We start from the raw sequence: 11,852 nt of genomic DNA on the forward strand, positions 1-11,852 counted from the left end.
GGACAATAATAATGGCTAAAAAAGGTAAAAAGTATCAAGAAGCAGTTAGCAAAATTGATCGCCAAGCATTCTACGCGATTGAAGAAGCGATTAAATTAGCTCAAGAAACTTCAGTTGCTAACTTCGATGCTTCAGTTGAAGTAGCATTCCGTTTAGGAATTGATACACGTAAAAACGACCAACAAATCCGTGGCGCAGTTGTATTACCGCACGGTACTGGTAAATCACAACGTGTATTAGTATTCGCTAAAGGCGACAAAATTGCAGAAGCAGAAGCAGCAGGCGCTGACTACGTAGGCGACGCTGAATACGTGAATAAAATCCAACAAGGTTGGTTTGACTTTGACGTAGTTGTTGCGACACCTGACATGATGGGTGAAGTTGGTAAATTAGGTCGTGTATTAGGACCTAAAGGTTTAATGCCTAACCCTAAAACAGGTACTGTAACAATGGACGTTACAAAAGCTGTTGAAGAAATCAAAGCTGGTAAAGTTGAATACCGTGCTGAAAAAGCAGGTATCGTACACGCGTCTATCGGTAAAGTATCATTCGATACTGACAAACTTGTAGACAACTTCAAAACATTATTAGATGTTTTAACAAAAGCGAAACCAGCTTCAGCTAAGGGTACTTACTTCAAGTCTGTTTCAGTAACGACTACAATGGGCCCTGGTATCAAAGTAGATACTGCAACTTTTAAACTTTAATTTGACGATATGAGCGTAAAATGATCAACTGGTTATTTTACGCTTTGTCATAAACAACTTTAAAATAACTGTTGACTATTACAGTGAAAACAGTTATATTTAGTTTTGTTGAATATTTTACCTAAGACAGTAGGAGCATCTAAGTGCTTAATATTTCATCCTACCGAGGCTAAATTGACTTGAACGTGTAAACATTCAAGCACTTTTTGCCCAGGGTAAAAAGTGCTTTTTTTATTCGAGAGACATCTTGGATATATAAAAGCATAAAAATTATCTATGGAGGTGTCTAAATGTCTGGAATCATTGAAGCGAAAAAACAACAAGTTGACGTAATCGCAGAGCAACTTAAAACTTCTGTTTCTACAGTAGTTGTTGACTACCGTGGTTTAACAGTAGCTGAAGTGACAGAATTACGTAAGCAATTACGTGAAGCAGGCGTACAATACAAAGTTTACAAAAACACATTGTTACGTCGTGCGGCTGAACAAGCTGGTATCGAAGGTTTAGATGAATTTTTCACTGGCCCAACTGCAGTTGCATTCACAACTGACGATGTTGTAGCGCCAGCTAAAGTTATCGCTGGATTCGCTAAAGAACACGAAGCTTTAGAAATTAAGACAGGTGTCATGGAAGGTAGCGTAATCACTGCTGAAGAAGTTAAGACAGTTGGTTCTTTACCATCACACGACGGTCTTGTATCAATGCTTCTTTCTGTATTACAAGCGCCAATCCGCAACTTCGCTTATGCAGTTAAAGCTGTTGGTGAAAACAAAGAAGAAAACGCAGAGTAATTGATAAATTAAATTTAAACATTTAAAAATTGGAGGAATATTAACATGGCTAATCAAGAGCAAATCATTGAAGCAATTAAAGAAATGTCGGTTTTAGAATTAAACGACTTAGTTAAAGCAATCGAAGAAGAATTTGGTGTAACTGCAGCAGCACCAGTTGCAGCAGCAGGTGCAGCAGGTGGAGACGCAGCAGCAGAAAAATCTGAATTTGACGTTGAGTTAACTTCAGCTGGATCTTCAAAAATCAAAGTTGTTAAAGCAGTTAAAGAAGCAACTGGTTTAGGATTAAAAGATGCAAAAGAATTAGTTGACGGTGCACCAAGCATCATCAAAGAAGCATTACCTAAAGACGAAGCTGAAAAACTTAAAGAAGCTTTAGAAGAAGTTGGCGCTTCAGTAGAATTAAAATAATTCATTGATAAGTGAAAACCCGCTATTTCATGAAAATAGCGGGTTTTTGAATATGTATAAGGATTTGTTGAGAAACTTATTGCTGTACACATGATAAGCGATTTGCTCAATGTCTCCTAAAACAATTTATATGTAGATAAGGTGTGAGAGTCAATGAGTCATTATTATGACGCACATCCTGATGCACAATCTGATGAAAAAGACATCATCTATACGTGTTATCAACAACAACTAAACTTAACGACAGATGCAGGGGTTTTCTCAAGAGATCAAGTTGATTTCGGATCGGATTTATTAATTCGTACTTTTTTGAGTGAGCGCCCACCTGGTCAGTCTAAACGCATAGCGGATGTTGGTTGTGGCTATGGTCCAATCGGATTATTGCTTGCGAAAGTAGCACCGCATGATCAAGTTACCATGCTTGATGTGAATCATCGCGCGCTTGAACTTGCCCGCAAAAACGCTAAGCGTAATCATATTGATAATGTCACGATTCAAGAAAGTGATGGTTTGACTGAAGTGTCGAATGCGTCACAAGATTATATTTTAACGAATCCGCCAATCCGTGCAGGGAAACAAGTGGTACATCAAATGTTGGAAGATGCGTACGACAAGTTAGTAGAAGATGGCGCTCTGTACGTTGTCATTCAAAAGAAACAAGGCATGCCTTCAGCTAAGAAAAAGATGGCGGCAGTTTTTGGCAATGCGGAATCAATTAAAAATAGTAAAGGTTATCACATATTAAAGAGCGTTAAATGTTGATTTCAAATGATATGTATGGTAAAGTAATAAGATGAAAAATTTATGTTCAACAAGTGTGTACTTTTACGGGTAAAGTTTCATTGTAACATTGAAAAATAGCGTGATTAGAACAGAAAATGGTGTCATCAAGTATATGCTACCGTTTTCTTTTTGTCTTGATATGCAATGTTATTGTAAAGTACGACACAATATTTGAGGGGTGAATCTGTTTGGCAGGTCAATTTGTCCAATATGGAAGACATCGTAAACGTAGAAACTACGCAAGAATCTCTGAAGTACTAGAGTTACCAAACTTAATTGAGATTCAAACAAAATCATACGACTGGTTCTTAAAAGAAGGTCTTTTAGAGATGTTCAGAGATATCTCGCCAATCGAAGACTTTACAGGCAACTTGTCTTTAGAGTTCGTTGATTACAGACTAGGCGAACCTAAGTATGATTTAGAAGAGTCTAAAAACCGTGATGCGACGTATGCAGCACCATTACGTGTGAAAGTTCGTTTAATCATTAAAGAAACAGGCGAAGTGAAAGATCAAGAAGTCTTTATGGGTGATTTCCCATTAATGACAGAAACTGGTACTTTCGTTATCAATGGTGCAGAACGTGTAATCGTATCACAATTAGTCCGTTCACCATCTGTATACTTCAACGAAAAATTAGATAAAAATGGTCGTGTGAACTATGATGCGACAGTAATTCCTAACCGTGGTGCATGGTTGGAATACGAAACAGACGCTAAAGATATTGTTTATGTGCGTATCGATAGAACGAGAAAACTCCCATTAACAGTATTATTACGTGCTTTAGGTTATTCAACAGATCAAGAGATTATCGACTTGATTGGAGATAACGAATATTTACGTAATACTTTAGAAAAAGACAGCACAGAAAATACAGATCAAGCATTATTAGAAATTTATGAGCGTTTACGTCCAGGTGAACCACCAACACTTGAAAATGCGAAGAGCTTGTTATACTCACGTTTCTTCGATGCAAAACGCTATGACTTAGCGAGTGTTGGTCGTTATAAAGCGAACAAAAAGTTACATTTAAAACACCGTTTATTCAATCAAAAATTAGCGGAACCAATCGTTAACACAGAAACTGGTGAAATTGTTGCAGAAGAAGGAACAGTTCTAGATCGTCGCAAGTTAGACGAGATTATGGACGTTCTTGAATCAAATGCAAATGCACAAGTGTATGAATTGCCAGATAGCATTGTTGACGAACCGGTTGAAATTCAATCAATCAAAGTATACGTACCGAATGATGAAGAAGGTCGTACGACAACTGTCATTGGTAATGCATTCCCGGATTCAGAAGTGAAATGCATCACACCAGCTGACATTGTTGCGTCAATGTCATACTTCTTCAACTTATTACACGGTATCGGCTTTACGGATGATATCGACCATCTTGGTAACCGTCGTTTACGTTCTGTTGGTGAGTTATTACAAAACCAATTCCGTATCGGTTTATCACGTATGGAACGTGTTGTGCGTGAAAGAATGTCAATTCAAGATACTGAATCAATCACACCACAACAATTAATCAATATCCGTCCAGTTATTGCGTCAATTAAAGAGTTCTTCGGTAGCTCTCAATTATCACAATTCATGGACCAAGCGAACCCACTTGCTGAGTTGACACACAAACGTCGTCTATCAGCATTAGGACCTGGTGGTTTAACGCGTGAACGTGCACAAATGGAAGTGCGTGACGTTCACTACTCACACTATGGCCGTATGTGTCCGATTGAAACACCTGAGGGACCAAACATTGGTTTGATCAACTCATTATCTAGTTATGCGCGTGTCAATGAGTTTGGTTTCATTGAAACACCATATCGTAAAGTTGATATTGAGACGAATACAATTACAGATCAAATCGACTATTTAACAGCGGATGAAGAAGATAGTTATGTTGTGGCACAAGCGAACTCTCGCTTAGATGAAAATGGCCGTTTCATTGATGATGAAATCGTATGTCGTTTCCGTGGTAACAACACAACAATGGCGAAAGAGAAAATGGACTACATGGACGTATCGCCGAAGCAAGTTGTTTCAGCAGCGACAGCATGTATCCCATTCCTAGAAAACGATGACTCGAACCGTGCCTTAATGGGTGCGAACATGCAACGTCAAGCGGTACCATTGTTAAACCCTGAATCACCATTCGTTGGTACAGGTATGGAACACGTGGCAGCACGTGACTCTGGTGCAGCAGTGATTGCGAAACACCGTGGTCGTGTAGAGCACGTTCAATCTAAAGAAATCTTAGTAAGACGTTTGATTGAAGAGAATGGTCAAGAGTATGAAGGCGAACTCGATCGTTATCCATTAGCGAAGTTCAAACGTTCTAACTCAGGTACTTGTTACAACCAACGCCCAATCATTCAAGCTGGCGATGTTGTTGAGAAAGGTGAAATTTTAGCTGATGGTCCTTCAATGGAACTTGGTGAAATGGCACTTGGACGTAACGTTGTTGTTGGCTTCATGACATGGGACGGTTATAACTACGAGGATGCCGTTATTATGAGCGAACGTCTTGTGAAAGACGATGTGTATACCTCTATTCACATCGAAGAATATGAGTCAGAAGCACGCGATACGAAGCTTGGACCGGAAGAAATCACACGTGACATTCCAAACGTATCTGAAAATGCACTGAAAAACTTAGACGACCGAGGTATTGTATACGTTGGTGCAGAAGTTAAAGATGGCGATATTCTTGTTGGTAAAGTAACGCCTAAAGGTGTAACAGAGCTTACAGCAGAAGAACGCTTGTTGCATGCGATCTTTGGTGAGAAAGCCCGCGAAGTGCGTGACACGTCATTACGTGTACCACACGGTGCTGGCGGTATCGTTTTAGATGTTAAAGTGTTCAATCGTGAAGAAGGCGATGACTCACTTTCTCCAGGTGTTAACCAATTAGTACGTGTTTACATCGTTCAAAAACGTAAAATTCATGTAGGGGACAAAATGTGTGGTCGTCACGGTAACAAAGGTGTCATCTCTAAAATTGTTCCTGAAGAAGATATGCCGTACTTACCAGACGGTCGTCCAATCGATATCATGTTGAACCCACTGGGTGTACCATCTCGTATGAACATCGGACAAGTATTAGAGCTACACTTAGGTATGGCTGCTAAGAACTTGGGCATTCACGTTGCATCTCCAGTATTTGATGGTGCGAATGATGATGATGTTTGGTCAACAATTGAAGAAGCTGGTATGGCACGTGACGGTAAAACCGTTCTTTACGATGGACGTACAGGTGAACCATTTGATAACCGTATTTCTGTCGGTGTTATGTACATGTTGAAACTTGCGCACATGGTAGACGATAAACTTCACGCACGTTCAACTGGACCATACTCACTTGTTACACAACAACCACTTGGTGGTAAAGCACAATTCGGTGGTCAAAGATTTGGTGAGATGGAGGTATGGGCACTTGAAGCATACGGTGCTGCGTACACATTACAAGAAATCTTGACTTACAAATCAGATGATACTGTTGGTCGTGTTAAAACGTACGAAGCGATTGTTAAAGGTGAAAACATCGCAAGACCAAGCGTTCCTGAATCATTCCGCGTATTGATGAAAGAACTTCAAAGTTTAGGTTTAGACGTCAAAGTGATGGATGAGCAAGATCAAGAAATTGATATGAGCGATATGGAAGACGATGACGCACCTGATCACAAACTTAACGCACAACAACCAGCAGCAGCTCAAGAATCACCAGTAGAAACGAACGAATAATCACTAACTATCAAATAGACTGGCAAAGGTTGAGGTACAGTTCAGTACCCAACCTCTCTGCCATAACGATAAAAGTAAGACGTTGTTATCAATCAATTTGCATAGCTAATTTAAACTAAAGGAGGTAGGCTCCTTGATTGATGTAAATAAATTCCATTACATGAAAATAGGGCTCGCTTCACCAGAAAAAATCCGCAAATGGTCAAAAGGTGAAGTTAAAAAACCAGAAACAATTAACTATCGTACGCTAAAACCAGAAAAAGATGGTTTGTTCTGTGAAAGAATCTTCGGACCAACAAAAGACTGGGAATGTAGTTGTGGTAAGTACAAACGTGTACGCTACAAAGGCATGGTATGTGACCGATGTGGTGTAGAAGTCACGAAATCAAAAGTACGTCGTGAACGTATGGGTCATATCGAATTGGCGGCACCTGTATCACATATTTGGTACTTCAAAGGTATCCCAAGTCGTATGGGCTTATTATTAGATATGTCACCACGTTCTTTAGAAGAAGTTATCTACTTTGCGTCATATGTTGTTGTAGATCCAGGTCCAACTGGCTTAGAAAAGAAAACATTACTTTCTGAAGCAGAATATCGTGACTATTACAGCAAGTTCCCTGGTCAATTCACAGCTAAGATGGGTGCAGAAGGTATTAAAGACCTATTAGAAGAAATTGACTTAGACGAAGAGCTTAAGTTACTACGTGATGAGTTAGAATCTGCAACAGGTCAACGCTTAACACGTGCGATTAAACGTTTAGAAGTTGTTGAATCATTCCGTAACTCAGGTAACAATCCGGCGTGGATGATTTTAGATGTACTACCAATCATTCCACCAGAAATTCGTCCAATGGTACAACTTGATGGGGGTCGTTTCGCTACAAGTGACTTGAACGACTTATACCGTCGTGTTATCAACCGTAACAACCGTTTAAAACGTTTATTAGACCTTGGTGCACCTGGCATCATCGTACAAAACGAAAAACGTATGTTACAAGAAGCTGTTGACGCATTAATCGACAACGGTCGTCGTGGTCGTCCAGTGACTGGACCAGGTAACCGTCCACTTAAATCATTGTCACATATGCTAAAAGGGAAGCAAGGACGTTTCCGTCAAAACTTACTTGGTAAACGTGTTGACTACTCAGGTCGTTCGGTTATCGCGGTAGGACCTAACTTGAAAATGTATCAATGTGGTTTACCGAAAGAAATGGCGCTTGAATTATTCAAACCTTTCGTTATGAAAGAATTAGTGCAACGTGAAATTGCGACAAACATTAAAAATGCGAAGAGCAAAATTGAGCGTATGGATGACGAAGTATGGGATGTTTTAGAAGATGTTATCATTGAACACCCAGTATTACTTAACCGTGCACCAACGCTTCACAGATTAGGTATCCAAGCATTCGAACCAACACTTGTCGAAGGTCGTGCGATTCGTCTACACCCACTCGTTACAACAGCTTATAACGCTGACTTTGACGGTGACCAAATGGCGGTTCACGTACCATTATCTAAAGAAGCACAAGCAGAAGCACGTATGTTAATGCTTGCGGCTCAGAACATCTTGAACCCTAAAGACGGTAAGCCAGTCGTTACACCATCTCAAGATATGGTACTTGGTAACTACTACTTAACTTTAGAGCGTAAAGATGCAGTGAATACTGGTATGTTGTTTAACGATACGAATGAAGTATTAAAAGCATATGCGAATGGTTATGTGCATTTACACACACGTATCGGTGTGCAAGCAGCATCATTCAACAACCCAACATTTACTGAAGAACAAAATCGTAAAATCTTAACAACATCTGTTGGTAAAGTAATTTTCAATGAAATCATTCCAGATTCATTTGCATTCATTAACGAACCAACAGCAACAAACTTAGAGAAAAACACACCAGATAAATATTTTGTTGATCCAACTGAACTTGGTGAAGGTGGCTTAGCAGCATACTTTGAAGAAGCAGAGCTGGTTCCACCATTCAACAAAAAATTCTTAGGAAACATCATCGCTGAAGTGTTCAACCGTTTCAGCATTACAGATACGTCAATGATGCTTGACTTGATGAAAGACTTAGGATTCAAGTATTCATCAAAAGCCGGTATTACAGTAGGTGTTGCTGACATCGTTGTATTACCAGACAAACAAGAAATTCTTGACGAGTCAGAAAAACTTGTTGAACGTGTACAAAAACAATTTAGCCGTGGTTTATTAACAGAAGAAGAACGTTATAACGCGGTTATTGAAATTTGGACACAAGCGAAAGATAGAATTCAAGAGAAACTGATGAAATCTCTTGATAAAACAAACCCAATCTTTATGATGAGTGACTCAGGTGCCCGTGGTAACGCATCTAACTTTACGCAACTTGCCGGTATGCGTGGTCTGATGGCCGCTCCATCTGGTAAAATCATCGAGTTACCAATCACATCATCATTCCGTGAAGGTTTAACAGTGTTAGAGTACTTCATCTCAACACACGGTGCGCGTAAAGGTCTTGCCGATACAGCACTTAAGACTGCCGACTCAGGTTACTTAACACGTCGTCTCGTTGACGTTGCACAAGATGTTATCGTCCGTGAAGAAGACTGTGGTACTGACCGTGGTTTACTCGTTTCAGATATCAAAGAAGGTACAGAAATGATTGAACCATTTATCGAGCGTATTGAAGGTCGTTACTCTAAAGAAACGATTCGTCATCCAGAGACAGATAAAGTTATTATTCGTCCAGACGAATTAATCACTGCAGAAATCGCTAAAGAAATTACGGATGCAGGCATTGAAGAAATGTATATCCGTTCAGCATTTACATGTAACACACGTCACGGTGTATGTGAAAAATGTTACGGTAAAAACTTGGCAACAGGTGAAAAAGTTGAAGTGGGTGAAGCAGTTGGTACAATTGCAGCCCAATCAATCGGTGAACCAGGTACACAGTTAACAATGCGTACGTTCCATACAGGTGGGGTAGCCGGTAGCGATATTACACAAGGTTTACCACGTATCCAAGAGATCTTTGAAGCACGTAATCCAAAAGGTCAAGCTGTGATTACTGAAATCGAAGGTGTGGTAGACAACATTACAGTTGGTAAAGATAGACAACAAGAAATTGTGATTAAAGGTGCCAACGAAACACGTTCTTACCTTGCATCAGGTACTTCACGCTTAAAAGTAGAAATCGGTCAATCAGTTGAACGTGGTGAAGTGTTAACTGAAGGTTCAATCGAGCCGAAAAACTACTTAGCGATTGCAGGTTTAACTGCAACGGAAGCTTACTTGCTGAAAGAAGTACAAAAAGTTTACCGTATGCAAGGGGTAGAAATCGATGACAAACACGTTGAAGTAATGGTACGTCAAATGTTACGTAAAGTACGTATTATTGAAGCTGGCGATACGAAGTTATTACCAGGTTCATTAGTAGACATCCATCACTTTACAGATGCCAACCGTGACGCATTCAAAGAGCGCAAACGCCCAGCGACTGCGAAACCAGTATTACTTGGTATCACAAAAGCATCACTTGAGACAGAAAGTTTCTTATCTGCTGCATCATTCCAAGAAACAACACGTGTACTTACAGATGCTGCAATCAAAGGTAAACGAGATGACTTACTCGGCTTGAAAGAGAACGTTATTATCGGTAAATTGATTCCAGCTGGTACAGGTATGAAACGTTACAGTGATGTGTCAATCGAGAAAGAAGAAACAAAAGAGAACTTAGAAACTCAATTGATTACAGAGTAGTCATAATGATATAGAGTATGGGGCATGTGATTGTCCCATCTCTTTTCTTTGTTTTCATCAAAGTGTTAACGCCACTTTAAGGGAAGAAACTTAGTTTTGTATTAAAAGCAATTGTGCGTACTGCATAACAATAAATTCATATGTTTATTGATGATAAGTGTTGACGAACTGTTTAGAGAAATGATAATATAGTAAAGGTTGATGCAAGCAGTACTTTGGAGGATATGCAAATGTCTAATGAAAAAGTCACACGCTTAAGTTTAGACGAACAAGCTCATGTTGTCGGGCTCAAAGAGACGCTTAAAGCGCTCAAGAAAGATCGAGTCGCACAGCTGATTGTCGCTGAAGATGTGAATATACATCTATTAGCACGCGTGTTAAGCTTTGCCAATCAAAATATGATACCTATGACGTTCTTTTCAAGCCGTCAAGCGCTTGGAGAATACGTTGGTATAAAGGTAAAGGCAACGGTTGTTGCTTTACTCAAATGAGATTAGTAAGTGTATGCTTACTAAATTTTATTTAACTTAAAAATGAACCACCTGGATGTGTGGAATTAAGAGAACAAGAGAGGAGGACAATCAATGCCTACTATTAACCAATTAGTACGTAAACCAAGACAGAGCAAAACTAAAAAATCAGACTCACCTGCTTTAAATAGAGGTTTCAACAGTCAGAAAAAACAATTCACTAAATTGAACTCACCACAAAAACGTGGTGTATGTACTCGTGTGGGTACTATGACACCTAAGAAACCAAACTCTGCGTTACGTAAATATGCGCGTGTGCGTTTATCAAACAACATTGAAATCAACGCATACATCCCTGGTATCGGACATAACTTACAAGAACACAGTGTTGTACTTGTACGTGGTGGTCGTGTAAAAGACTTACCTGGTGTGCGTTACCATATCGTACGTGGTGCATTAGACACTTCTGGTGTTGAAGGTCGTATGCAAAGCCGTTCATTATACGGAACTAAAAAACCTAAAAAATAAGTTTGAGCGACTTGTGACTCAAACAGACTATAAAACAATTATAATAGGAAGGGAGGACTTGTATTATGCCTCGTAAAGGATCAGTACCTAAAAGAGATGTGTTACCAGATCCAATTCACAACTCTAAATTAGTTACAAAATTAATCAACAAAATTATGTTAGATGGTAAGCGTGGGACTGCTCAACGTATTCTTTACTCTGCATTCGACTTAGTTCAAGAACGTTCAGGTCGCGATGCAATGGAAGTATTCGATGAAGCAATCAACAACATTATGCCAGTACTTGAAGTTAAAGCACGCCGTGTAGGTGGTTCAAACTACCAAGTACCTGTAGAAGTTCGTCCAGAGCGTCGTACTACATTAGGTTTACGTTGGTTAGTAAACTATGCGCGTCTTCGTGGTGAAAAAACTATGGAGGAACGTTTAGCTAACGAAATCTTAGACGCAGCCAACAACACTGGTGGTGCCGTTAAGAAACGTGAAGACACACACAAAATGGCTGAAGCGAACAAAGCATTCGCTCACTACCGCTGGTAAGATAAACGCTAATCCCCTGAGCACATATCGTATAAACATCTATCGACACGCTGCATAGCTGTTTGATTGTTTGGTTTATGCATGCTTAGGGTAAAGCTATATCTGACTATATAATCCATTATTCTGGAAGGA

Annotated in this window: 9 protein-coding genes and 1 other annotated feature; all 9 genes read left to right on the forward strand. The window is 39.6% G+C overall.

The annotated features are described in order from the left end of the window. Nucleotides 1-11 precede the first annotated feature (11 nt). The 9 genes from rplA to rpsG all read left to right on the forward strand — a co-directional run bounded on the left by rplA (nt 12) and on the right by rpsG (nt 11,720). Nucleotides 12-707 (forward strand): 50S ribosomal protein L1, encoded by a 696-nt coding sequence (rplA, locus tag TP70_RS03080; RefSeq protein WP_044359251.1) that lies wholly within the window; start codon nt 12-14, stop codon nt 705-707. A 102-nt stretch (nt 708-809) separates the two neighbouring features. Continuing rightward, nucleotides 810-948 (forward strand) — a sequence feature (ribosomal protein L10 leader region). A gap of 49 nt (nt 949-997) precedes the next feature. Further along, nucleotides 998-1,498 carry a 50S ribosomal protein L10 gene (gene rplJ, locus TP70_RS03085; RefSeq protein WP_044359252.1) on the forward strand — a complete coding sequence of 167 codons (501 nt, stop codon included), beginning with the start codon at nt 998-1,000 and terminating at the stop codon, nt 1,496-1,498. A 45-nt stretch (nt 1,499-1,543) separates the two neighbouring features. Further along, complete coding sequence (gene rplL / locus TP70_RS03090; protein WP_044359253.1) at nt 1,544-1,909, forward strand: 50S ribosomal protein L7/L12; 366 nt, start codon at nt 1,544-1,546, stop codon at nt 1,907-1,909. Between the two features lie 153 nt (nt 1,910-2,062). Continuing rightward, nucleotides 2,063-2,671 carry a class I SAM-dependent methyltransferase gene (locus TP70_RS03095; protein ID WP_044359254.1) on the forward strand — a complete coding sequence of 203 codons (609 nt, stop codon included), beginning with the start codon at nt 2,063-2,065 and terminating at the stop codon, nt 2,669-2,671. Nucleotides 2,672-2,880: 209 nt separating this feature from the next. Then, the gene (rpoB, locus tag TP70_RS03100) at nt 2,881-6,435 is read left to right on the forward strand and encodes a DNA-directed RNA polymerase subunit beta (protein ID WP_044359255.1); all 3,555 of its coding nucleotides are present in this window, start codon (nt 2,881-2,883) and stop codon (nt 6,433-6,435) included. A 133-nt stretch (nt 6,436-6,568) separates the two neighbouring features. Continuing rightward, the gene (gene rpoC / locus TP70_RS03105) at nt 6,569-10,186 is read left to right on the forward strand and encodes a DNA-directed RNA polymerase subunit beta' (protein WP_044359256.1); all 3,618 of its coding nucleotides are present in this window, start codon (nt 6,569-6,571) and stop codon (nt 10,184-10,186) included. 230 nt (nt 10,187-10,416) lie between these two features. After that, nucleotides 10,417-10,677 carry a ribosomal L7Ae/L30e/S12e/Gadd45 family protein gene (locus TP70_RS03110; protein WP_044359257.1) on the forward strand — a complete coding sequence of 87 codons (261 nt, stop codon included), beginning with the start codon at nt 10,417-10,419 and terminating at the stop codon, nt 10,675-10,677. Between the two features lie 93 nt (nt 10,678-10,770). Beyond that, nucleotides 10,771-11,184, forward strand: a complete 414-nt coding sequence (gene rpsL, locus TP70_RS03115) for a 30S ribosomal protein S12 (RefSeq protein ID WP_044359258.1) — start codon at nt 10,771-10,773, stop codon at nt 11,182-11,184. A 65-nt stretch (nt 11,185-11,249) separates the two neighbouring features. Further along, nucleotides 11,250-11,720: a 30S ribosomal protein S7 gene (gene rpsG / locus TP70_RS03120; RefSeq protein ID WP_014614746.1), complete on the forward strand. Its 471-nt coding sequence runs from the start codon at nt 11,250-11,252 to the stop codon at nt 11,718-11,720. The last annotated feature ends 132 nt before the right edge of the window (nt 11,721-11,852 follow it).

The sequence above is a fragment of the Staphylococcus microti genome (assembly GCF_000934465.1).
Classification (GTDB): Bacteria; Bacillota; Bacilli; order Staphylococcales; family Staphylococcaceae; genus Staphylococcus; species Staphylococcus microti.

Excerpts from the sequence above, each read along its gene's own strand:
- rplA (WP_044359251.1), top strand. The coding sequence starts at position 12 with ATGGCTAAAAAAGGTAAAAAGTATCAAGAAGCAGTTAGCAAAATTGAT.
- rplJ (WP_044359252.1), top strand. The coding sequence starts at position 998 with ATGTCTGGAATCATTGAAGCGAAAAAACAACAAGTTGACGTAATCGCA.
- rplL (WP_044359253.1), top strand. The coding sequence starts at position 1,544 with ATGGCTAATCAAGAGCAAATCATTGAAGCAATTAAAGAAATGTCGGTT.
- TP70_RS03095 (WP_044359254.1), top strand. The coding sequence starts at position 2,063 with ATGAGTCATTATTATGACGCACATCCTGATGCACAATCTGATGAAAAA.
- TP70_RS03110 (WP_044359257.1), top strand. The coding sequence starts at position 10,417 with ATGTCTAATGAAAAAGTCACACGCTTAAGTTTAGACGAACAAGCTCAT.
- rpsL (WP_044359258.1), top strand. The coding sequence starts at position 10,771 with ATGCCTACTATTAACCAATTAGTACGTAAACCAAGACAGAGCAAAACT.
- rpsG (WP_014614746.1), top strand. The coding sequence starts at position 11,250 with ATGCCTCGTAAAGGATCAGTACCTAAAAGAGATGTGTTACCAGATCCA.